Source organism: Cytobacillus sp. FSL R5-0377 (assembly GCF_038004385.1).
Lineage (GTDB): Bacteria > Bacillota > Bacilli > Bacillales > Cytobacillaceae > Cytobacillus.
Map to the genome: position 1 here is coordinate 2,797,313 of NZ_JBBORA010000001.1, position 24,328 is coordinate 2,821,640.

20 protein-coding genes are annotated in these 24,328 nt (G+C 41.4%); 7 read left to right on the plus strand and 13 right to left on the minus strand.

Annotated elements, in window-relative coordinates; translation table 11 throughout:
* Nucleotides 1–28: 28 nt before the first annotated feature.
* A complete protein-coding gene (locus NSQ49_RS14370; RefSeq protein WP_251283391.1) occupies nt 29–1,237 on the minus strand; it encodes a C40 family peptidase in 1,209 nt (402 codons plus the stop codon).
* Nucleotides 1,238–1,568: 331 nt separating this feature from the next.
* Between NSQ49_RS14370 and NSQ49_RS14375 the strand changes: the two genes are divergently transcribed.
* On the plus strand, nt 1,569–2,060 hold the full coding sequence (locus NSQ49_RS14375; RefSeq protein WP_251283390.1) for a hypothetical protein: 492 nt from the start codon (nt 1,569–1,571) through the stop codon (nt 2,058–2,060).
* 143 nt (nt 2,061–2,203) lie between these two features.
* Here NSQ49_RS14375 and NSQ49_RS14380 read toward each other — a convergent pair whose 3' ends face one another.
* From NSQ49_RS14380 to NSQ49_RS14410, 7 genes are all read right to left on the minus strand, one after another.
* Nucleotides 2,204–3,133, minus strand: coding sequence for a DUF1672 family protein (locus NSQ49_RS14380; RefSeq protein WP_251283389.1), 930 nt, complete (start codon nt 3,131–3,133; stop codon nt 2,204–2,206).
* A gap of 109 nt (nt 3,134–3,242) precedes the next feature.
* Complete coding sequence (locus tag NSQ49_RS14385) at nt 3,243–5,348, minus strand: SA1320 family protein (RefSeq protein WP_251283388.1); 2,106 nt, start codon at nt 5,346–5,348, stop codon at nt 3,243–3,245.
* A gap of 13 nt (nt 5,349–5,361) precedes the next feature.
* Nucleotides 5,362–6,228: a DUF1672 family protein gene (locus NSQ49_RS14390; protein ID WP_236566163.1), complete on the minus strand. Its 867-nt coding sequence runs from the start codon at nt 6,226–6,228 to the stop codon at nt 5,362–5,364.
* A 282-nt stretch (nt 6,229–6,510) separates the two neighbouring features.
* On the minus strand, nt 6,511–6,756 hold the full coding sequence (locus NSQ49_RS14395) for a hypothetical protein (protein ID WP_341070744.1): 246 nt from the start codon (nt 6,754–6,756) through the stop codon (nt 6,511–6,513).
* The gene (locus tag NSQ49_RS14400; RefSeq protein WP_251283386.1) at nt 6,719–7,039 is read right to left on the minus strand and encodes a hypothetical protein; all 321 of its coding nucleotides are present in this window, start codon (nt 7,037–7,039) and stop codon (nt 6,719–6,721) included. The genes NSQ49_RS14395 and NSQ49_RS14400 overlap by 38 nt, the downstream gene beginning before the upstream one ends.
* Nucleotides 7,040–7,077: 38 nt before the next feature.
* A complete protein-coding gene (locus NSQ49_RS14405) occupies nt 7,078–7,968 on the minus strand; it encodes a DUF1672 family protein (protein ID WP_159863148.1) in 891 nt (296 codons plus the stop codon).
* Nucleotides 7,969–8,935: 967 nt separating this feature from the next.
* Entirely contained in the window at nt 8,936–9,556 is a 621-nt protein-coding gene (locus NSQ49_RS14410; RefSeq protein WP_251283385.1) for a DUF1672 family protein, read from the minus strand.
* A gap of 357 nt (nt 9,557–9,913) precedes the next feature.
* Here NSQ49_RS14410 and NSQ49_RS14415 point away from each other — a divergent pair, with 357 nt between their 5' ends.
* Nucleotides 9,914–11,119 carry an IS110 family transposase gene (locus NSQ49_RS14415; protein ID WP_251285006.1) on the plus strand — a complete coding sequence of 402 codons (1,206 nt, stop codon included), beginning with the start codon at nt 9,914–9,916 and terminating at the stop codon, nt 11,117–11,119.
* A gap of 153 nt (nt 11,120–11,272) precedes the next feature.
* On the opposite strand, the gene NSQ49_RS14420 is transcribed toward NSQ49_RS14415, so the two are convergent.
* Nucleotides 11,273–11,467, minus strand: coding sequence for a hypothetical protein (locus NSQ49_RS14420; RefSeq protein WP_251283384.1), 195 nt, complete (start codon nt 11,465–11,467; stop codon nt 11,273–11,275).
* Nucleotides 11,468–11,530: 63 nt separating this feature from the next.
* Nucleotides 11,531–12,457: a DUF1672 family protein gene (locus NSQ49_RS14425; protein WP_251283383.1), complete on the minus strand. Its 927-nt coding sequence runs from the start codon at nt 12,455–12,457 to the stop codon at nt 11,531–11,533.
* A gap of 229 nt (nt 12,458–12,686) precedes the next feature.
* On the opposite strand from NSQ49_RS14425, the gene NSQ49_RS14430 reads away from it, so the two are divergent.
* From NSQ49_RS14430 to NSQ49_RS14450, 5 genes are all read left to right on the plus strand, one after another.
* Nucleotides 12,687–13,703, plus strand: coding sequence for a LacI family DNA-binding transcriptional regulator (locus tag NSQ49_RS14430; RefSeq protein WP_251283382.1), 1,017 nt, complete (start codon nt 12,687–12,689; stop codon nt 13,701–13,703).
* A gap of 143 nt (nt 13,704–13,846) precedes the next feature.
* On the plus strand, nt 13,847–15,964 hold the full coding sequence (locus NSQ49_RS14435) for an amylo-alpha-1,6-glucosidase (RefSeq protein ID WP_251283381.1): 2,118 nt from the start codon (nt 13,847–13,849) through the stop codon (nt 15,962–15,964).
* Nucleotides 15,965–16,011: 47 nt separating this feature from the next.
* Nucleotides 16,012–17,265, plus strand: coding sequence for an ABC transporter substrate-binding protein (locus tag NSQ49_RS14440; protein ID WP_251283380.1), 1,254 nt, complete (start codon nt 16,012–16,014; stop codon nt 17,263–17,265).
* Between the two features lie 145 nt (nt 17,266–17,410).
* Nucleotides 17,411–18,310: a carbohydrate ABC transporter permease gene (locus NSQ49_RS14445; RefSeq protein ID WP_159863143.1), complete on the plus strand. Its 900-nt coding sequence runs from the start codon at nt 17,411–17,413 to the stop codon at nt 18,308–18,310.
* A 12-nt stretch (nt 18,311–18,322) separates the two neighbouring features.
* Nucleotides 18,323–19,153, plus strand: coding sequence for a carbohydrate ABC transporter permease (locus tag NSQ49_RS14450; protein ID WP_251283379.1), 831 nt, complete (start codon nt 18,323–18,325; stop codon nt 19,151–19,153).
* Between the two features lie 187 nt (nt 19,154–19,340).
* On the opposite strand, the gene NSQ49_RS14455 is transcribed toward NSQ49_RS14450, so the two are convergent.
* From NSQ49_RS14455 to xsc, 3 genes are all read right to left on the minus strand, one after another.
* Nucleotides 19,341–21,254, minus strand: a complete 1,914-nt coding sequence (locus NSQ49_RS14455) for a TRAP transporter large permease (RefSeq protein ID WP_159863141.1) — start codon at nt 21,252–21,254, stop codon at nt 19,341–19,343.
* Nucleotides 21,255–21,306: 52 nt separating this feature from the next.
* Nucleotides 21,307–22,365 carry a TRAP transporter substrate-binding protein gene (locus tag NSQ49_RS14460; RefSeq protein ID WP_251283378.1) on the minus strand — a complete coding sequence of 353 codons (1,059 nt, stop codon included), beginning with the start codon at nt 22,363–22,365 and terminating at the stop codon, nt 21,307–21,309.
* A 187-nt stretch (nt 22,366–22,552) separates the two neighbouring features.
* The gene (gene xsc / locus NSQ49_RS14465; protein ID WP_251283377.1) at nt 22,553–24,316 is read right to left on the minus strand and encodes a sulfoacetaldehyde acetyltransferase; all 1,764 of its coding nucleotides are present in this window, start codon (nt 24,314–24,316) and stop codon (nt 22,553–22,555) included.
* Nucleotides 24,317–24,328: the final 12 nt, after the last annotated feature.

The following is a 24,328-nucleotide window of genomic DNA, read 5'->3' on the forward strand; positions in this document are numbered from 1 at the left end:
GTGAGTTTAGGCAGTCTTTTTTTGGCTCTTATTGAATAAGAGAGCTGATATCCCCGTAACTGTGAAACTTTTCAGTAAAGAAGGATGAGGATAGGTGAGAGATGTGCACCCCGGCTCTCTCTGTTGTATTAATGAAATAGCCTTCAGCAAGATAAATGCCAACATGTGTAACGCCTGTGCGGGAGCCGGTATTTTCAAAGAATATGAAATCCCCGGTTTTCGGCTCAGAAGTTACATCCAGCATACTTGAATAGGATGCCGCGGATTCACGGGTGATAGGCAAGTCATGCTGCTTCATAACATAATAAAGGAGACCGCTGCAATCAAAGCCTGTTTCAGGGCTCTCCTCGCTCCATACATATTCATAGCCTCTAAATGTGTAGGCATACTTGATAACATCGATGGCCTTATCATAAGCAGCATCCTCTTCAGAATAGAAAGGGAAAAGCGGCTCATTATATACCTGCAAAAATTGCCCTTCAAGGATGATGTCAGACGGAAGTCCATTTAGTATTTTTACAGCAGCAGCCGACTTATTATATCTTGCTGCTACACTGCTTAATGTCTCCCCGTTTTGAACAATATGTTCTCCTTTAGGTGTGAAGGTTTTAAAGACGTAACTGTAGTCTTTAAACCAATTGTCAGACACAGACTTTACTTTAACGGCTGAAGATCCATATCCGGAATGGACAAACTGCTGGTCTCCAAGGTATATTCCGCCTGTCATCACTTCCGTTACTTTTCCGGTCTTATCCTTTTTTACAAAGAATATCAGATCCCCGGCTTTTGGGGAGGCTGTATCCATTCCCAGCTTGTAAAATCCTTCATTGGTCGAGCGATCCAGAGGGATCCCTTGCTGTGAGAGGGTCCAATAAATAAGTCCGCTGGAATCAAACCCTTTTTCAGGAGACTCTTCGCCCATCTCCTTCTTAAAACCGTCAAACGTTTTGGCGTAGCTTGCAATTTGCCTGCCCCGTTCATACCATTGATATTGGGCACTTTTATAAGTCGCAGAATTAATTTGCAGCTTTTGGCCAGGATAGAGGTTTTCATCAGGCAATCCATTATGCTTCATAAGCTGAACTGGTGATATTTTATATTTGGCAGCGATGGACTGAACGGTATCGCCGGACGAAACGGTATGAACCTTATCTGATGCCTGCGTGCTTGGCAGGAAAAAGAAAGCTGTGATCAGAAGGGCAATCAATGCGAATGAGCAGATGCGCAGTTTGTTCATGTAGACAACTCCCTGTCATTATTAATAATTTTTATGCATGATAAAGATGAAGTGTGCATTTGCAAAATAACTCTTCCGAAACATGAAACAACTAAAAGGCTAAGTGTCAGGAAAAATCCTTGCCTCCTTTTATATGAATTTCGTAATCAGTGGCATATCATACTATTGTTATCGGGACTATACCCTATTTTTTTAGTAGTTATTGGAATAGAAGGGGAAAATCTGAATAATAGGGACTGCATGAGGCAACCGTAGTAGCGCTGGGCTTTGTATGTTAAATTAATAGAGAATATAAAAAAATAGTTTTGAAGAATTTTATGGAGGAACAAGGATGTCTGCTATAAAATCGATAAATCTTGATGGGGAAGAAATCTATATATTTAGCAGTTCTATCTATATCTTTGAATCGTCTTCCGGAAGTACATTGGAAGTAGACATGATTGTAAGCGAAGTGACTCTAAGAAAATATCAAGACAGGGAAAGTTTAATCACAGAAATAGAATTGGAAGACGGCGGGCAGATCAGCTCTTTTATGTTTCTAAAAGTTGTGCCTGGAAAGTTGCCCCGGCTGAGCTTAGTTTGCGAAGCGGACCCGGAAGAGGCCTATGAAGGACTCAAGAGAATAAGAGAGGATCAGTCGGACTTTCCCGATATTGAAGCTGGCATTACGCTGGAGGAGATTCGAAAGATCGAGATGCCGAATGAAAAAATCACACTTAAACTAAACCTGCCCATAAACCAGGTGGAATGGCTTAAGAGGCAGAAGAATAAGGAATTGAATGAGCTTTTTAGAGAGCTGATAGAAGAGCATTTGGAGGGCTAGTATAATTCAATCAAACGTTTGATTGAACTGTGCTTTTTATAAAGGAAGCATACAGGCTGCAGGCTTGGGCGGTATGGTGAATAGAGAATGAAATTTGTAAATAGCCGCCCAAAGCCTGCAAATAGACCATTATTTAGCTGCTTCTATTCTTTAATAATATAGTTGGGAAAAGCCCGCTTCAGGGAATTATCTTTAGCACCTTCTGATGATTCTGCATGAATATAATTATCGTTCAAATAGAAGCTATATGTTCCTTTAGGGATGTTTTTCATTTCTTCAAGGTCACTTGTAACTTCATTAAATATCTCTTTACTAGGGTCTGATTGTTTATCCTTCATGAATAACTGGATATTAATCTGAAAGTTTTCTTTATCGAATAAGCTTTCATCGTAGCCAGCCTTTAGGTTATCAATGCTTTCCTCAGGATTTTTTATGTATAGGTCATACACGGGCTTAATGGCTGCGTCCTCGGAAGCTGTTGAAATAAAATAATAAGGTGTCATAAAGCCATGCCCGCCCACGTTTTGCAAAGCCTCTTCAGTTTTCCCGGTGATTTTCTCCTTTTCGGCAAGTGAATGGAGGTAAGTGTCCAGCTGATTAAATTCCTCTTTGAAAATCATATGATATAAACCGCCTTGGATGGAGTTTTGAACCTGATATTCATCAGCTTGAATTTTACTAAGATCCACTTTTTCGGATGTTTTATCTATTGGAACTGCTGCATACGTATAGAAATGCGGCTCACCTTTGGATTCTACAAACACAGTAGCCCCATCCCTAGCACCAACTACGTTATGAACGGTTACGGCCGTCTTATAGTTCTCTTTAAAAAACTTGATAGCAGCTTCCTCTATTTGAGCAAAATGATCATCAGCGATTTTATCCGTCCCTTTGCCATCCGGAAGTGCATAGCCTTCTCCGGTATACTCCTGAACACTTACCATTGTGGCTTCAGAGGGGACCTTAGCTTTTTCACTGTCTTGATTGTTATACGTGCTGCTAATACCAGAACATCCTCCAAGCATTAAAGATATTCCAGCACTGCAGAGTAAAACTTTTGTGCTCTTGTGCATGAGATAACGTGCCTCCTTAGTAGGAATAAAGAAAATTAAATCTGCAAATTAGTTAAATATTAAATAGAAAAACCGGGCTGCCACACAGCCCGGTTTTTAAACTTGTTAATTAAATCGTTCCGCGATCTACCTGTTCATACAATATCCCCATATTACCCTTCACCTTTTTAGAAACCTCACACAATGCCTCAATCGCTTCAGCTTTGTGGTTTCCTAATTGATACACCACATCATCAAACAGCATTTCCGTTTCTCTTAAAATAGCAATGGATGCAAGGTTGTAGAGATGAACGTTATAGTAGCCGTTGTTATTAAATAGTGCGGTTTCAACATAGGGTCTAAAATTTTCTAAAAGAGTAGGGTACTCTGCCATTAATCGGTTTAACCCTTTGCGAATGCCTTCAATCGTGCCGGCCAATTCGTCTAGCGGCTCCAGTGCGTTGTTGACGCTGTTTCTGATTTTATCATCAAAGTCTGTAAACAGACCGAATAACTTGCCGGGGATGGTGTAGTCCAATGCGAATTTGGTTGCTCCTTTGATAGTGCCCGAAAGGAGCTCCAAAGCAGTTTCAATGTTCAAGGTGATCACCCATCCCTGATGCAATAAAGGAAGAAGAAGTGCCTGGGTTGATGTAGTGAATGCAGAATAAGCCGTGTCCATCTGGAAGTCCTTAATCTTCATCCTCAGCTCCATATAAGGGGAATCTTCCAGCTTATACGTATTCGTCCCCTGTACGGATATGGAATGGGAATGGGTGGATTTGTTCTTAATCGACTGTCCGAGGGAAAGGTCCCTGTCGTGAAAATTTTTCGCAACGTCCTGTACTTGTTTCTGGTATTCACTAATATGAGTTAGCAGCTTATCCCTGTTATTGTTTACGATTCCATAATGGGCTTTTAGCTCACTGACTACAGCATCATACCAGAGCTCTTTTCCGCCTTCAAACAATTCAGGGATTTTATTGGAAATAATCCGGATCAGGCTTTTGGAAAGATCCTGAACATCTGCTTTCAAATCATATAAAAAGCTGCGAACTTCATTAAAGATGCTTTCCACACTGACGTTCGTACGGAAAATATGTTCAAGCAGCTCGGCAGGCGGAGAGTTCAATATAGAATTCAATGATTTTGCATGGCTTTCCGCCACATTTAACAAAGAAATCAAATGATCGATTTCCGCTGTTAATCGATTGCTGATGGAGGTAATCCCCATAAACAGCGGTTCACTGATCAGGTTTTCAAACATCTCCTCGAAAATTTTCTGCAGGCGGGTGAGCCGTTCATAATAACGGCTGGCCTCATCATCTACTATGGCAACCGAATTGCCCAGATATTCGTGAGCAAGGTTTAATCTTTCCATCACATGGCTTTGAAGGGAAGAAGCGAGGAGATCCAGATTCTCCTTGTTGATCTCAATGCGTTCTGAGTGGCCTCCATACAGAGGTACTCCTGTCCAGATGCTGGATACGATATGGGCGTCAGCATCGATATAGATTTTTCCATATCCTGGCTTGCCAACTTCACCAATGACGTAGAACTGCGTGCCATCTTCATTTCTTAAATAGCCTGTATGATTTGTCGCAAGCTTTGAAAATTCAGGAATGCCATTAAAAATTTCATACTGCTTGCCAGGAATCCTGTCATGCAGATTTAATGCGATCAAGGTTTGCGTCAGCACATCGTAGCTGCTGAAGTAGTTTGTAATGTTGTCGTAGGTTTTATCAGGGTCCATCATTCCCTCGGGAAGGAGGGCAGGGTTAAGTGTAACGGCTTTAACCTCTGGATTTTCAATGGCGACAGCGCCGACCAGACCGCCTCCAAGTGAATTTCCTGCAATCGATTGGACGCCGCCAACCTCTTTATATTCATTGTTCATTTCGTTATAGTAGTTTCTGGCTGCTGCCAGCTGAGCTGGAGTCAGGTCACTTAAAAGCTGTGCATCTGTTAGAATATCCATTTTTCCATATTTACCGCTTGCATCCGTTCCTACATAGATGATGGACATTTCTTCTGTATCCATATTCATAATTGTCATTGCATCAAGCCCTGTTGGATCTTCATAGTTTTCGTGGCGAACCTGATAATCTATTCCATTTACTGTTAGAATATCCCCCCTTTGGGGATAGGTATAGGCATGGTAGCCAGCTAGCTCAACCAAATCTTTATCATTGTTTATGGATATATTCTTATTTGGTGAACCATTAAGTGTATTCATTTATTCACCTGCTTTATTCTTTGATAATATCTTTCAGTAAGTCCAGTGAATTATCTCCCATTCCGCTGGAGCTTTGCTTATCAATAAAATTATCATTTAAGACAAAACTATAAGAACCTCTAGGAATTGAAGTCATTTCTTCAAGGTCTTTTATGATTTGATCAAATAACTTTTTATCTGGATTTGCATTTTTATCTGCCATAAATAATTGAATATTAATGAAAAGGTATTTGGCCGAGAATGAATTTTCTTCAAAAGCCTTCCTGAGGTTTTCCGTACTTTCATCAGGATTTTTCATGAAAAGGTCATATACAGGTTGGATAGCTGCCTCTTTGCTTCTCATTGAAATAAAATAATAAGGAGTTGAGAAACCATGTCCACCAACATTTTGAATGGATTCCTTCGTTCTGCCAGTTATTTTACCTTCTGCTGCAAGTGAATCAAAGTAGTTATCGAGTTGATTGAATTCTTCTTTGAAGATCATGTTATACAAACCGCCTTTAATGGCATTCTTCACTTGGAATTCGTCCGCCCATATCTTTTCCGTCATTACTTTCTTTTCCAGTTCATCTATTGGTACTACAGCATAGGTATAGAAATGCGGTTCACCTTTTGATTCTACAAACACAGTGGCTCCATCCTTAGCACCCACCACATTATGCACTGTTACGTCTGTCTTATAATTCTCTTTAAAGAAGCTGATGGCAGCTTCCTCGATCTGAGCAAGATTTTTTTCAGCAATTTCATCTGTCACTCTTCCGTATGGTAATGCATAGCCCTCACCTGTATATTCCTGAACGCTAATCCTAGTTTCTTCAGAAGGGGCAGCCTGTGTTTCTTTCGTTTTTTCAGTGTCTTGATTGTTATTCGTACTATTCATACCAGAACATCCTCCAAGCATTAATGATATTCCAACACTGCAGAGTAAAATTTTTGTTTTTTTGTGCATTATTTACATGTCCTCCCTAAAGGAATGTGCCATTCAAAGTTATAACCCTTATTTTAGCGGATAGAGTTATATTTTTACAGTTTAAACGTGGAAAATTACACTTTTTAGGTAAAATTAGGGAGAAAGTCAGGTTGGTGTAAGTAAGAAAATAGATAAATAGTTGCAGTCCAATGCCTGTTATAGATAATGGGGGCTTGGAGATATTGACCTGCTTTATTTCTTAATTATGTAATCCGGGAATCCGCGTTTTAAAGAATTATCTTTCGCGCCTTCTGCACTTTGCTTATCAATGAAATTATCATTGAGAGAGAAGCTGTAAGTGCCTTTTGGTATTGAGTTCATCTCTTCCAGCTCTGCCGTAACATGATTAAAAATTTCTTCACTCGGGTTTGCCTGCATGTCAGCCATGAATAACTGAATGTTAATTTTGATGTTTTTCAGGATTAAATGAGTCCTCATCATAGACCTTCCTTAAATTCTCTGTATTTTCATCAGGATGATTTATATAAAGGTCATAAACTGGTGTAATAGCCTCTTCAGTAAAATAATAAGGAGTCATATATCCATGCCCGCCCACATTCTGAAGGGCTTCCTTAATTAGAGAATGATCAGAAGGGGCAGCCTGTGTTTCTTTTGCTTGCTCATTTTTCTGGTTGTTATTTGAGTTAATCATTCCGGAGCATCCTCCAAGCAGGATGGTTATGCCAACACTGAAGAGTACCTTTTTTGTTTTTCTATTCATTAGTTAGATGTCCTCCCAAAGGAATAATTGAACTAATATCATTCTTTAATAATATCATTCACTAAATCGAGTGAATGATCTCCCATACCGCTAGAGCTCTGCTTATCAATAAAATGATCATTAAGGACAAAGCTATACGAACCTCTTGGAATTGAGTTCATTTCTTCAAGGTTTTTTATAATACGGTCATATAATTTTTTATCCGGCTTGGCGTTAGGATCGGCCATAAATAATTGGATATTAATGAAAAGGTCTTCGGCCGAGAATGCATTGTCTTTAAAGGCCTTCCTGAGGTTATCTGTACTTTCATCAGGACTTTTCATAAAAAGGTCGTATACAGGCTGGATAGCTGTCTCATCGGCTAGCGAAATAAAATAGTAAGGGGTTGAGAAGCCATGACCACCAACATTTTGAATGGATTCCACAGTTCTTCCAGTTATTTGACCTTCTGCTGCAAGTGAATCAAAGTAGTTATCGAGTTGTTTGAATTCCTCTTTGAAGATCATGCTATACAGCCCGCCTTTAATGGCATTCTCTACCTGGAATTCGTCCGCCCATATCCTTTCCGTCCATACTTTCTTTGCCAGTTCATCTATTGGCACTACTGCATAGGTGTAAAAATGTGGTTCACCCTTTGACTCTACAAACACAGTGGCCCCATCCTTAGCTCCGACCACATTATGTACCGTTATATCTGTCTTATATTTCTCTTTGAAAAACTTGATTGTGGCATCCCTTATCACATCTAGATTCTTATCAGCGATTTCATTTGTCACTCTTCCATATGGAAGTGCATAGCCTTCACCCGTGTAATCCAAAACGCTAATCTGGGAAGATTCTGTTTCTTTTTTGCTTTCCTGACCAATACACCCTCCAAGCAGCAATGACATCCCGGCACTGAAGAGTAAGATTCTTAGTTTGTTTTGCATTGGTTCAAGTCCCCCTAAAAATCGAAGTTTATCTTATTGTAACGGGTAGAGTTATATTTTTACAGTTTTAATTGTGTAAAATTACTCCTTTTGGTGAAAAAATAGATAGAAAGTCAGTGAGAGGTTTGGGGATTTAGATACATAAAGGGGAAATCCAGTAGTTAAAATCAGAACCTGGGTCAGCTTCTGACACAAAAAGCAAAAATTCGTGGGTTAGTGTCAGAACTAGGGCTAACTTCTGACACAAAAAGCAAAAATTCGTGGGTTAGTGTCAGAACTAGGGCTAACTTCTGACACAAAAAGCAAAAATTCGTGGGCTAGCGTCAGAACCTGGGTCAGCTTCTGACACAAAAAGCAAAAATTCGTGGGTTAGTGTCAGAACTTGGGTTAACTTCTGACACAAAAAGCAAAAATACGTGGGTTAGTGTCAGAACTAAGGGCAGCTTCTGACACAAAAAGTAAAAATCAGTGGGTTAGCGTCAGAACCTGGGTCAACTTCTGACACAAAAAGCAAAAATCTGTGGGTTAGTGTCAGAACCTGGGTCAACTTCTGACACAAAAAGCAAAAATACGTGGGTTAGTGTCAGAACCTGGGTCAGCTTTTGACACAAAAAGTAAAAATCAGTGGGTTAGCGTCAGAACTAGGGTCAGCTTCTGACAGAAAAAGCAAAAATTCGTGGGTTAGTGTCAGAACCTGGGTCAACTTCTGACACCAAAAGCAAGGATTCGTGGGTTAGCGTCAGAACTAGGGTCAGCTTCTGAAACAAAATAGTTAGAGTCCGAACGGGGCTATTATATTAAATAATATTAATTAAGTAAGAAGGAGGGGATGAAGTGTGATAAAATGGATCAAACATTTGATTGAATCTTGAAGGGAAAGCAGGGCCTTAAAAAATAGGAAACTGAGCTGCTGCTCAGCTCAGTTTATAAGCTCCAATTAGAAACCTGTCTGGAAATCTCCCAATCGTTAATCCTTTATAATATAGTCAGGGAAGGACCGTTCCAAAGTGTTATCCTTAGTGCCATCTGCGCTCTTTTTATCAATGAAATTATCATTAAGGAATACGCTGTAAGAACCTTTAGGAATTGAAGTCATCTTTTCGAGTTCCTTCACGACTCCATTAAATATATCCTTGTTTGGTTCAGTTTCTTTGCCAGCCATGAAAAATTGTATATTTATAAAGAGATTCTCAGGATCAAACTGGGTCTCATTAAAGGCACTCCGCAAGTTTTCTGCACTTTCGTCAGGGTTATTTATATAAAGGTCATAGACTGGCTTAATAGCCAGCTCTTCATCTGTCATGGAAATAAAGTAATAGGGTGTCATAAATCCTTGCCCGCCAGCATTCTGAAGAGCGTCTTTTGTCTTTCCAGTTACTTGTCCATCAGCCGCAACAGAATTTAAGTAGTTATCGAGCTGCTTGAACTCTTCACTAAAAATCATGTGATATAATCCGCCTTTAATGGCATTCTCCACCTGGAATTCATCGGCCCAAATCTGATCTGTCATCACTTTCTTTTCTTTTACATTAATCGGGACAACAGCATATGTGAAGAAATGAGGCTCACCCTTAGACTCTACAAACACAGTAGCCCCGTCCTTAGCTCCAACCACATTATGGACTGTTACCTCTGTTTTGTATTTTGTATGTCTCCTTAAAAAACTTAATTGTGGCGTCCTCGTATATTATTATTAACCAGATTTTTTCTGGTTTTTAAATCATTATACCTTTCCACAAGATATAATGATCGTATTCAGATAGAGGTTGTCGCTCGCGCCCTTGAAGCTACGTCTTCGTGTTAAAGACTGGCACCTCTTTCTTTATAGAACTATTCGAATGAGCTGGATGACACATAGTTGTCGTATATCGAACGAGGTTGGATATCTATAAAGTAAAAGAGGACCCCTTCCATCTGGATAATAATATTTAGGTGGTGTTATGTAATGTTTTATCTTGGCATTGATATTGGTAAACGTCATCACGAAGCTGGTTTGATTAATGAAAAGGGAAATCCCATAGGTAAAACCTTACGCTTTTCCAATTCCAAATCAGGAAGCGAAAAACTACTTGAATATTTAAACCGCCATGAGATTACACCTGATAATTGTACTTGTGGTATGGAAGCTACAGGACATTATTGGCTTTCCGTCTTCTCTTTTCTACATAAGCTTGGATTTAAGATTACTGCGTTTAATCCTATGCAGTCAGATGCCTTGCGCAATTTTTATATTCGCAAGACAAAAACGGATGTAAAGGATGCTTATCTTATTGCTCAAGTGATTCGAATTGATTCTCCAGACGAAACACCGTTTGTTGAGGAAGATTTGCTTCAACTTAGACAATTAGAGCGTTTACGTTATTCTTTAGTTGATCAAACTTCAGATGTTAAAAGGAAAATAATTGCGTTATTAGATCAGGTATTTCCTGAATATGAGGAGATATTCTCTGATGTTTTTGGCGCTTCTTCTACTGAAATACTTCTAAAGTATCCCTTACCAGAAGATTTATTAACCATTGATACAGACCAACTCGCTGAGTTACTCTACCGAGTCAGTAAAGGACGTTATGGTCAGTGGAGGGCTCGAAATAAAGCAGAACAATTGAAAGATAGCGCACAGAATAGCTTTGGCATTTCGATTGGTACAGACGTGTTTAAAATGCAAATACACCTGTTGCTTGAACAGATAAGTTTGTTTGAAAAGCAGCTAACGGAAATTGAAAATGCCATGATTGAACTCTCCAATCAACAAGAACATTTTCTCACGACGATCTCGGGTATAAGTGATGTAACAGCTGCCGTTATATTAGGTGAAATAGGCTCCATTAGCCGTTTTGAACGCCCTGGACAATTAGTGGCTTTTGCTGGACTAGATGCTTCCGTTCATCAATCTGGTGACTTTAATGGATCTAGCACTAAGCTCTCAAAACGTGGTTCTCCTTACCTCAGAAGAGCTATATGGCAAGCTGCATTTGTTGCTAGTTTTCATGACCCGGCACTCTCCCTTTATTATCAAAAATTACGGAATCGAGGAAAAGCACATGGTACTGCTATTGGGGCAGTTGCTCGAAAACTAACCCACATTATTTTTGCAATTTTGAGAGACGGACAACCCTATCAACCTCGTCTTAACGAAACAGAAAATAATTAACCTATGATAGTCATTTTTTAAAAATCGGCGACTCTAGGTTTTTTTGTCATGCCTAAATTCTATGATAATTTTTCGTAAGATAATGCTATTAGTTACTTGACTTTTTATAGCTGGTCTTTATACCATCAAGATTTTCATCAGCAATTTGATCCGTCACTTTTCCATAGGGAAGTGCATAACTTTCACCGTAAAATCCTGAACGCTAATCAGAGAATCATCAGTAGGGGCAGCCTGTGTTTCTTTTGCTTGCTCGTTTTGTTGATTGTTATTTAAGTTCATCCCGGAGCATCCTCCAAGCATGATTGAAATTCCTGCACTGCAGAGTAAAATATTTATTTTCTTTTGCACTAGATACATATCCTTTCTGAACATCAAGTATATTATAAGTGCCGACTACTGTACCTGCATCACTTAATCTTTAATAATATAATCCGGAAAGCCTCTCCGGAGGGAGTTCTCTTTAACTCCTTTGGCGGTTTCTCTATGAATAAAGTTGTCATTAAGGTAAAAGCCATAGGAGCCTTTAGGAATATTATTCATTTCCTGCAGTTCCTTTGTTACCCGGTTAAACAGTTCTTCATCTGGTTCCGCTTTTTTATCCTTCATAAACAATTGAATGCTGATTGTCAGGTTGTCAGCTGAAAATTTACTTGCATCATAAGCGTTTCTAAGACTTTCGAAGCTTTCATTATGATTTTTTTGGTATAGATCATACACAGGGTTAATGGCTTCCTCATTTTTAGATACGACGATAAAGTAATAGGGAGTCATATATCCATTTCCTCCTGTGTTTTGCAGGGCTTCTATTGTTTTGCCTGTCACTTGTCCTTCTGCTTTAAGTGATTCCAGGTAATGATCAAGTTTCTTGAATTCTTCGCTGAAAATCATTTGATAGAGCCCGCCTTTAATGGCATTTTGCACCTCATTCTCGTCTGCCCAAATTTGATCTGCCAATACTTTCTTTTTCTTTACATCAATCGGGACAACAGCATAGGTATAAAAATGGGGTTCTCCTGCAGATTCGAGAAAAACTGTCACGCTATCACGTCCGCCTGCAAGGTTATGTACATTTACTTCAATTTGATACTTGTCCTGAAAAAACTTTTGAGCAGCTTTCGTAATCTGCTCCCGGTTTCGTTCTGCGATCTCTCCTGTTACTTTACCATTAACAAGGAAGTAGCCTTCTCCTGTATACTCCTGAACACTGATGAACGTATCACTGGCAGCAGAGGATTCTTCGGCTTGTTTCCTTTCCCGATTATTATCCGCACCAGAACATCCTCCAAGCATGAATAATAAAGCTGCACTGCAGAGTAAAATTCTTATGATCTTTTGCATTGGTAACCTGTCCCCCTTTAAAGGATTATGCTGTTAAAAAAGATACCCTTATTCTAAAGGATATCTTACAGTTTAATCATGTAATTTTACACTTTTTAGGTATATTGGCATAAGGAGTTAGCCGAATAAAGCGTAATAGTTTAGAATTTTATAAAAATAGTTGTAATCGTTTTCTTCATGTTGTATAGTCAGGTTATAGAAAAACCGAAACGTTTTGGGAGATGTCTGAGTGACTACAATTAAGGATATTGCAAAGAAGGCAGGGGTATCTGTTACGACTGTTTCAAGGGCGTTAAATGGATACTCGGATGTTAGTGAAAGTACCCGAAAAAAGATTGCTCAAGTAGCAAAGGAATTGAATTACAGCCCTAATTCGCTTGCCAGAAGTCTAGTAATGAAAAGATCACAGACGATTGGGCTGCTGGTATCAGGTTTTACAAAGGAAAGCGTGAAGGATAATTTTATGGTTGAGGTTCTTGCGGGTGTTAATGAGTATGTATCCGGATCTAGTTATGACCTTATTTTATTCAATACCAATTCCTCCAAACAGCGGGAAAAGACATATACTCAGCTTTGCCGCGAGAGAAGAGTGGATGGTGTTATTATTCAGGGGATCCGCACTGATGATCCATATTTAAAGGAAGTAGTAGAGAGTGATATTCCTTGTGTATTGATCGATATTCCGCTTGAATCAGATCATGTCAGCCATGTAACGACAGACAATGTGCTGGGGGCAGAAAAAGCGGTGAAGCATCTTATTGGTCTTGGCCATGAAAAGATTGGCATGATTAATGGCCATGAATTTGCCTTTGTCAGCCGTGAAAGACTGCAGGGATATCATAGGGCCATCGATAAAGCAGGAATTAGCTTTAATCCCGAATATATAACAGATGGCGGGTTTACAGAAGAGAAAGGGAAGGAATCAGCACTTAAATTGCTGAACGATCATCCTGAAATCACTGCTCTATTTTGTGCAAGTGACTTAATGGCTATCGGCGCAATAGCAGCGGCGAGGGAGCTTAATTTGAAGGTGCCGGAAGAGCTCTCCATTATAGGATACGATGATATTTTATTAGCCTCATATGTTAGTCCGGGGTTGACGACGATTGCTCAGAATAAGTTCGGGCTGGGATATGAAGCTGCAAGACTACTGATTGGGCTGCTTCAAAACGAGACAGACACACATCGTCTGGTTATGAAAACAGAGCTAATGGAACGAGAAAGTACAGCAGAAGCGAAAAAATAAATGTTGGCCGACCGAGCTGAACAGCAAGGACAGCCAACTTTATCTTAAGTGTAAATCCGAAACGTTTTGGTAAATTTTTTTACAGAAAAACCGAAACGTTTCGGAGAACAACAGCTATGAACAATGAAGGTAGGAGGGGCAAAATGAATTACAGAGTGATCAAAGAGAATAACTTATTCTTATTAACGGATGAACAGGGTGATATCACGGCAGATCACAGTTACGGCTTAGGTTTATATAAGAATGATACTCGTTTTCTCAGTAAGTTTAACGTCCGGATCAACAATGAAAAACCGATTCTTCTTCACTCCGATGGATCTGAAAACTATATGTCTTCCATCCTCTCAACAAATCCGCACCAGGAAAAGGATGGAGAATTGATTCTTTGGAGAGAATCCATTGAGATTGAGAGAAAGCGATTTATCTATGATGACGTGTTATATGAAACTGTTACAGCGAAGAACTACTTTCCAAAACCGGTGACGTTTGATTTAAACATAGAAGCCGATGTGGATTTTAATGATATGTTTATCGTCCGCGGTTTCCAGACAGGCGATGTAGGAAAAAGAACGGGCCAGACAGCGGATCAAAATTCACTGACATTCCATTATAACGGGGCAGATGATATCAAGAGAGCAACGCGTATTCAATGGGATACCCCTCTTGTACCTAAAGAGGTAAAAGAAGGCGGCGAAATTACCTTTGCTCTAACCCTTCAGCACCAAGAATCCAAATCGATTACTTTTATGGTGATCCCGCTTGAAAATAGTGAAACGCGAACAGACCTTTTACCTGTAAAGGAAGCTCTTGAAGAGCTCAAATCTTCATATAAGAGCTGGTCTGCAGGGCTTGCATCAGTTGAAACAGATTTCGAGCCGCTTCAAAGGCTTGTGGATAGAGGTTTATCGGACTTGCGGGTGCTGTTGACAGACATGGGCTACGGAAATTTTCCGGTAGCAGGACTGCCGTGGTTTGGGGTTCCGTTCGGCAGGGACAGCCTGATTGCGGCCCTTCAGATGATTGCATTCCAGCCGGAAGTGGCAAAAGGAACATTATTTACAATGGCAAGCAGGCAAGGGACTAAAGTCGATCCTTGGAGAGACGAACAGCCGGGGAAAATTATGCATGAAATCCGTTTTGGGGAGCTTGCGAATACGAATCAGATTCCATTCACTCCTTACTATGGAACGATTGATGCGACACCGTTATTCCTTGTTCTATTAACAGAGTATGTGAAGTGGACTGGGGATTTGGAGACATTCTTCCAGCTCGAAGAAAACGTCAAGCGTGCGCTGGAGTGGGTTGATCAGTATGGAGATCGGGATGGCGATTTGTTTGTGGAATATCATCAGGAATCCTCAAAGGGCATTGCCAATCAAGGCTGGAAGGATTCAGGAGATTCCATCGTTCATCGAAATGGTGATTATGCCGAAACACCAATAGCACTTTCCGAGGTACAGGGATATGTCTATCAGGCAAAGCAGGGGATTGCCTCCATATATAGCAAGCTTGGCAATCAAGAGGAAGCTTCCAGGCTTAAGGCTGAGGCAGCAAAACTTCAGGAAGCGTTTGAAAAGGAATTTTGGATGTCAGATCAGGAGTTTTATGCCATTGCTCTTGATGGCGGAAAAAAACAGGTCGGAACGATTACCTCCAACCCGGGACATGTCCTGTATTCTGAAATGCTCGCAGAAGATCGTGCAGAGAAAGTAAGCAGCACGCTGACGAGTGGGAAAATGTTTTCAGGATTTGGAATTCGCACAATGGGTGAAGGAGAAGCGGGATATAACCCGATGAGCTACCATGATGGCAGTATTTGGCCTCATGACAACAGCATGATTTTGCTGGGAATGAGCAAACTTGGTTTCTCTGAAGATGCTAAAAAAGTAATGTCAGGCCTTATACAGGCTTCCCGGTATTTTGAGTACGATCGCCTCCCTGAACTGTTCTGCGGCTATAGTGCCGAAGTCGGGAAGGCTGTTAAATACCCGGTTGCATGTTCACCGCAGGCCTGGGCAGCAGGTACGCCGCTTGTATTTGTCCAATCACTGCTGGGCCTCTTCCCGGACAGCTTAAAAAGGGAAATTCAGCTGAGCCCCATGCTGCTGAATGAAATGAATACATTGACGGTCACTAACATCAAAATTGGGGAAGGGATCCTTTCTGTCTCTGTTAAGAGACAGGGGAAAGAAATACAGACATCCATATTAGAAAATACAACGGGCTTTGAAATCGTGAAGCAGACGAAGGTAACTCAATAAATTCTTTTTTACAAAAAATCAATGGGAAATGAAAGGGGTTACGAAGGATGAAGAAAAAATGGTTGGCTGGTTTAGGCATTACGACAATGTTAGCGGGGGCACTTCTTGCTGGATGCAGCGGGTCAAATGAAGCGAACTCAAAAGGCTCTGGCGGGTCTGAAGGAGAAAAGGTTCAAATAACGCTTGCAGGATGGGGCGGCAACCCATCTGAACAAAAACTGCTGAAACAGACCATAGCCGACTTCGAAGAGAAATTTCCAAACATTGATGTAAAGCATGAAGTGATTTCTGAGCAGTATATGGATGTTCTAAAAACACGCCTGATTGGCGGTGAAGGTCCGGATGTGTTCTACCTGGACGCACTTGAAGCGCCGGCATTGATTGAAACGGGTGTCGTCGAGCCATTAGACGAATATGTCACAGACGACTTTGATGTTGAAGATTTTGAAAAGCCGATGCTTGAAGCTTTCCAGGTGGATGGAAAGACATACGGTTTTCCAAAGGATTACTCTACTCTAGCTCTTTTCTATAATAAAAAAATGTTTGAAGAAGCTGGTGTAGAGGTTCCAAAAACATGGGATGAGCTGCGCGAAGTGTCCAAAGCACTTACAAAGGAAGGCGTTTACGGATTTGGTGTTGCGCCTGAGCTTGCCCGGCTTTATCATATTGCCCGGGCTTCCGGCGGCGATGTGGTGAAGGATGGCAAGGCAAATTTTGCCTCACCTGAGATAGTGGAAGCACTAAAGCCAATCGTTGATCAGCATCTTAATGACAAAACCTCTGCACAGGCATCGGAAGTAGGCGCAAACTGGGGCGGCGAAATGTTTGGCCAGCAGAAAGCGGCAATGGTCATTGAAGGGAACTGGGCTATTCCATTCTTAGAGGATACCTTCCCTGATGTGGAGTACGGTACCGCTGAGCTTCCAGCCGTAAATGGCGAAAAGGGGACCATGGCTTATGCGGTTGGTTATGTCATGAATGCAGCATCTGAGAAGAAGGAAGCTTCATGGAAGCTGATTTCCTACCTGACTGGCAAAGAAGGAATGGAAACATGGACTTCTAAAGGCTTCGCCCTTCCTACACGCAAATCGGTTGCAGAAAAGCTAGGCTATGATAAAGATCCATTAAGAGGTGCGCTTGTTGCTGGAGCCTCTTATGCCACTGTATGGCAGGAAGGTGCGAACCTTCCGGTTATCATGAATAACTTTAATAACCAATTCATTGCTGCTTTCCTTGGAGATCGTCCGCTGGATGAGGCATTGAAGGAAGCACAGAAGCAAGCAAATAGTGAAATTCAATAAAGCACATATCCAAATGAAACGTACCTGGCCCATTTATGGTGTCAGGTACATTCATAATGGGATGCTGCAGCTTTCTTTTCGGATCTGTGCCAATACCGTCCGTTAAGGAAAGTATTATCCAAACAGATAGAAGGTAGGAATACTCATGAACAAACGATCTTCTAAGAAAAAATTACGAGATGCCGGGCAAGGGTATTTGTTTATGTCTCCAACACTATTTGTGTTAGCCCTATTTATCATTGGGCCTATTCTTTATGCTATTTTCCTATCATTCAACAAAGTTCAGCTTCTTGGCGAAACCAGCTTTGAATTTGTGGCGTTTGAAAACTTTGCCAGAATTATGGAAGACAACAGGGCTCTTATTGCATTAAAAAATACGGCGAAATATGTGCTGATTGTTGTGCCATGCCAGACGATTTTAGCTCTGATATTGGCGGCAACGCTAAATGCCGGCTTAAAAGGGGAGAAGTTCTTCCGGATTGTTTACTTTTTGCCGACGTTAACTTCTTCTGCCGTTTTAACGTTAATTTTCATGTGGATGTATAACAAAGAAGGTCTGATCAACAACCTTCTGGAAATGATCGGACTTCCCGGGTATAACTTTTTAGGAGATCCTGATATCGCATTAAATGCAATCATGCTGATGAATATTTGGGCAACGGCGCCATTCTTTATGGTGATTTATCTCGCAGCTCTTCAGGATATTCCCGATTCTTTATATGAAGCAGCAGAGCTTGATGGGGCCAATGCCCTTCAGAAGTTCTTTTATGTAACGGTTCCGTTCCTGCGTCCGGTTACCTCGTTTGTTGTCATCATGGGGTTAATTGGAACCTTCCAGCTGTTTGATCAATCGTATATCTTCTCCGGCGGATCCGGAGGGCCAAATAACTCAACCCTGACAGTCGTTCTATTAATCTATCAATATGCATTCAAGTCACTGGGAACAATGGGATATGCAGCTGCACTGGCTTTTGCACTGGCCATCATTATCCTGCTTGCCACGCTGATCCAGCGTAAATTTTCGAAAGAAGAATCACTTTATTAAGGGGGAACGGACATGAATTCCAGGAAAAAATCATTCGGCAAGCGTCTTCTTTACGTCATTCTTGTTCTATATGCTATCACCACACTTGTTCCGTTCTTGTGGGCCCTGTCATCCTCATTTAAGACATTGGAAGAAATTATTAGCGGAACTATGAACTTTATTCCGAAAAACTTCACTCTCGCAAACTATCAGCAAATATTTGTGGAGCAGGATTTGTTCCCCCGCTGGCTTTTGAATTCCCTTATCATCGCGGTAATCGGGACACTCTTAAATATCATTTTTAACTCTATGGCAGGCTATGCCCTTGCAAGACTTTCTTTTCCCGGTAAAAAGGCCCTGTTTATCATTATTCTGGCCGTGTTAATGATCCCGGCGCAGGTGACTATGATTCCCAACTATTTAATCCTGAAAGAATTGGGCTGGCTGAACTCTTATCAGGGAATGATCGTACCGGCGATGATTAATGCGACCTTTATCTTCATGATGAGGCAATTCTTTATCAATTTCCCGAAGGAATTGGAGGAAGCTGCACAGCTTGATGGGCTCAGCCGACTGGGGATCTTTTTTAAGGTAGTGCTGCCTCTTGCCAAACCGGCTCTGGCTGCCCAGGCAATCTTTGTCTTCATGGGCTTCTGGAATGACTTTATGAGACCGCTGATCGTCATGACCGATACAGAAATGTATACTCTTCCTTTGGGGCTGAATACGTTTAAAGGACAGTTTGTCAGCTACTGGAACTATATTATGGCAGCGTCCATGGTCTTTACGCTTCCAGTTCTGCTTCTGTATGCATTCTTTAATCGCTACTTTATCAAAGGAATCTCGTTTACGGGCGGGAAGTAATCATGGAAATAGCTGTGCTGGTGCAGGAGTAAAAATTGCTGTTTAGATAGCGGGGATATTACCATATTCTAACGGCGTTGTGATAATCTCTGCCTAAAAAGAGCACCCCTTTTAGATACAAAAGGGGTGCGGTATATTAGGGCTCAGATTATTAAAATGAGCAGGCCACATCCAAAAGAAATGAAGTTTACTTCATAAATCCGGTGAGCCATAGGCTGATGTCTGGAATATAGGTAACCAGGAGCAGTACGGCTATCATGGTAACCAGTAACATCCGAACCCCTTTGATGACTTCCTCGATCTTTAGTTTGGCTACCCCTGAGGCTACAAATAAGTTAACTCCTACAGGCGGAGTGATAAATCCGATTGCAAGGTTAAAGATCATAATCAAGCCAAAGTGCACGGGATCCACTCCGACTGCTATGGCCATAGGCAGTAAGATTGGTGTGAGGATAACGATTGCTGCCAAGGCCTCCATGACTAGTCCGACAAGCAATAGCAAGGCATTGAGGAGGAGGAGAATGACCCATTTATTGTCACTGATCGACAAGACAAAATTGGCGACGGTTTCTGCTACCTTCTCCAAGGTAATCAAGCGGCCGAATATGCTGGCCATGACAATTAACAGAATGATAACAGCAGATGTGATCCCGGCCTTTGCAAGATTGTGATAAAGGCCTTTTAAGTTCATATCTTTATACACAAACATGCCAATGATAATTCCGTATGCAGCCGCAACAGCCGCAGCTTCTGTCGGAGTCATGAAGCCTCCATAAATTCCCCCTAAAATAAAGATGGGAACCAGAAGGGCAAGTTTTGCATCCCATGCGGCAGCGAGTGTGTTCTTGAGGCTGAAGCTTGTTTTATCGCTCTGCCATCCATTCTTTTTTGATATGAAAAATGTAACAATGATTAGCGCAAACCCGGTGAGAATCCCTGGAAAGATCCCTGCAATAAATAACTTGGAGATTGACTCTTGAGAAACGACTCCATAAATGACAAGCGGGTTACTTGGAGGGATAATGACCCCAATGGTTCCGGCTGCTGCAACAACTGCTGTTGCGAACCCCGGTGAGTATCCCTGTTTAATCATGGCCGGAATTAATAAAGTGCCAATCGCAGCTACCGTTGCTGGACCGGATCCGCTTATGGCAGAAAAGAACATACTTGTGACAATAGCAACCAGTGCTAATCCGCCGGGAAGAAACCCTAATAATTCATCTGAGAGCTTTAGTAATTTCTTGATGATATTCCCGCCGCCCATTATAATTCCGGCAGCGATGAAAAAAGGAACAGCCATAATTGGGAAATTGTCTATGCTGGTGAATGCTGTCTGCGGGAAAAAATCAATCGGGATGGCATTGGTTGCAAGGACGGTAGTCAAGGTGCTGATCCCTAAAGCAAAGGCAATCGGCATCCCGATCACAATAAATAATACAAAGTATCCAAATAATAATAGAGCGATGCTGGTTTCCTGCATAAATAGAACGGGAAGGATCATGAACAAGGCAATCGCCGCACCGATGATTCCGTCCCTGATTTCCATATCCTTTGCGTCATGAAGAAGGTTTTGGATTAGACGGAAAGCGATTAACAGAAAGCCTATTGGCACAGCGCTATATGGAATGGCCATCGGGATGGAAAGGGCTGGAGTTGTTTGCGCTGTTTCAAATTGAAATGATATCAGGTTAAACCCATTTGTTACCATCATATAACTAAAATGAAGCATAAAGATCGAATTGGCCAGTTGAATCGACTTTTGCAGTCCGGCTGGAAAACGTTCAACAACGGCAGTCACCTGGATAGAATCCCTTTTTTTAATCGCAAGACTGGCACCCAGGAATGATACAAAAATGAATAAATACCGGGAAGTTTCCTCTGTCCAGGTTGTTATGTTTGCAATTTCAATAAACGGGAGGACATAGCGGTTGATAACCTGAAGATTGATTAATAAGATAAACAGCAAAAAGCCTGCGACAATTAATATTTCTTCAAAACGGGCATCAATGAGTTTGATTAACTTGATAAACCGGCTATTGCTGTGCAGGATTGGCGGCTGCTGCTTCTCCGTACTGTTCACAGTCGGTAAACTTTGATTCATAACTTCAACTCCTTATCCCAAAAATGGGGGATTGCCAGATGCAGAATAACGGTCATTTAAAGATTTCTTCTTTTGTTTTTCCAAGAGTCTTTAAAATGGTTTCCACATACTCTGGGTCTGCAGCACCTTCTTTCACAAATTCATCCCATACATTTTGAACAGATTGTTTCCAGATCTTCATTTCCTCGGGAGAAGGTTCATAGATTTCAATGCCATAATCAAGGAACTGCTGCTTTGCTTCATCCTCTCTTTCATTCGCTAGATCACGCTGCCAAATGGTCGCTTCCTTTCCGGCTTCCATAATAATGTTCTGGTGCTGTTCTGACAGCCCATCAAATAACTCCTTATTCATTACGACAATATCAGAGCTGTAGTTGTAATTAACCTCTGTCGCGTATTTTAGAACTTCCTGATGCTTAGAATCCCATAATAAAGAGTAGCTGTTTCCTTCACCTTCAACAGTGCCTTGCTGCAATGCGGTGAAAACTTCTGACCAGGCAACAGGTGTCGGGCTTGCTCCAAATTCCTTGAAATCAGCTTGTTCTATTTTGGAGTTGGTTGTCCGTATTTTTAGGCCTTCCAAATCCTCTGGAAGAGTGATGGGCTTGACATTATTCACAACCTGCCGAAATCCATAATCGGGAAAGAATATGACCTTAAATCCGGAGTGTTCCAGCTCTTCACGGATAATTTCACCAGGTTTCCCATCTACTGCTTTATACACTTCTTCCTTGTTTTCAAAAATATAAGGAAGATCCCACGCTGTAAAATAGTTTGTAAAACTAGTCATATTTGGCGTCGATGAGCTGGCCATTTCAAGACTGCCTCGCTGGGCGCTTTCAATCACTTCTCTGTCACTGCCAAGGAGGGAGTCATGGAAGGTTTCAACTTCTAATTCTCCGTTTGACTTTTCTTTTACCAGTTCAGCAAATTTATCGATTCCTTTAGATACAGGATGGTTTCCTGCTTTCGATTGAGCAAGCCTTAAAGTAATTACACCCTGCTGCTCAGCCCTTGCCTCAGGGTTTAATGCATTTTTCCCTATTAAAACGAACCCCAAAAAAATCAAAGCAGCCAGGGCGACAATAATAGAGTGCTGTTTCGCCTTCATTCAATCACTCCCCATGGTAAAGCTTACAATTCACTCTAAAACAAATGAAGCTGATGAACCATTATGCAAAAAGGATTTATAGATAATTTATTGAATATTCAGATAAAATACAGTGGAACATGGTCGAAACGGGAAGGAGATATAGTCCTGGCCCATTTCGATCATGTATTTATTTAAGCATGTCTGCTTACCAATTTCTATAGTCAAGGTGAGCATATTTTGGCAATAGACGGGTTGGCATTTTCAATGCATCCTTCCTGAATGGTGGAGCAAGCTGGGTACCGTCCACCTGAATATCAAGAACAGTCGGCATATTTGATTGGATGGCCTTCTGGATGGCCGGCCCGACATCCTCCGGACGCTCGACCCGTACGCCGACAGCTCCCATTGACTTGGCTACTTCTGCAAAATCAGGGTTTTGGATATCTGCACCTACAAAACGATTGTTATAAAAATCAACCTGGTTTTTCTTTTCTGCGCACCATGCTCCATTATTAAAGACACATGCCACGACAGGAATGTTCTCTTCCACTGCTGTACTTACCTCATGTAAACTCATTCCCCAAGCACCATCTCCGACTATAGCTACTACAGGACAATCCGGGTTAGCCAGTTTTGCTCCTAATGCCGTAGGATAAGCGAACCCAGTATTTCCGAAGGTAAGGGCAGCTATATGTTTTCTAGGTTTATTAAATTTTAAATAAGCATTTGCGGTTGAGGAAACATTACCAATGTCAGTTGTAACAATAGTATTTTCTGGAAGCACCTTAGTTAACTCCAATAATGCCCGGCGCGGGTTAATTGGTGAGCCTTCAACCATGGCAAGGTCGACAAGCTCTTTTTCCCATTGCTGCTTTAGTTCTGCTGCTTCTGCTAATCTTTGCTTATTCTTGCTGGCATTTGGAGCTAGATTCTTAATCCGCTTTAAAAGCTCCTTGCTTGCTTCGCGAGCATCGCCGATAATGCCTACTTCAATAGGATGCGTTCTGGCTAAATTTCTTGGATTAATATCAATCTGGATGATTTTAGCATTCTTTGGGAAGTAGTCAATATCATAGCAAGGAAGTGTTCCAAAGACGGATAATCTAGTCCCGATTGCCAGAACAACATCGGCTTTTTTGAGTGTGTGCATAGCGGCCTTTGAACCCATATAGCCAATCGGCCCGACAGCAAGAGGATGATCAGCAGGGAATGCATCATTGTGCATATAGGATACTGCTGCCGGGATGGTCAAGTGCTCAGCGATGGCCTTTACCTTTTCAATGCCATCTGAGTCTACTGTGCCGCGTCCGGATATAATGACTGGATATTCTGCATTTGCCAATAATTCAGCCGCTTTATCCAGTGATTCAGCGGAGCCGCAGCCGCGGGCATCGACACGGTATTGATGCGGTTCCAAAATATAATCTTCAATTTCACCGTAAAAGTAGTCACGTGGAATATCAAATAAAACAGGTCCGCGTTCTGCATAGGCAATTCTGAATGCCGTCCGGAGACAATCTGCCACCCGGCTTGGGTGAGTAACCCGGACTGTTTCTTTGGTAACAGCTTTGAAAACCGATACCTGATCACACTCCTGAAAGCCATCCCAGCCGACTGTTGGAGTACCAGCAGAAGGAGAGATGACGACCATAGGAGTATGAGCCTGATTGGCAGCGGCAACGGATGTCACCATATTGGTGATTCCCGGTCCATTTTGGCCGATCACTACTCCTGCTTTTCCTGACACCCGGCAGTATCCGTCTTCCATATGTGCCGCACTTTGTTCATGCCGCACACCAATGAACCTGATGCCTGCAGCCGGCAATAGGTCTAACATATCCATGAAAGCAGATCCTAAAATACCTGAAATGTGTGTAATGCCTTCTTTAACCAATGTTTCAACAATCGCTTCACTTGGTGTCATTTTTAGTTTTGTATTAATCACCTTTTTAGTTTCAACTTTTGACATTTGTATTCCTCC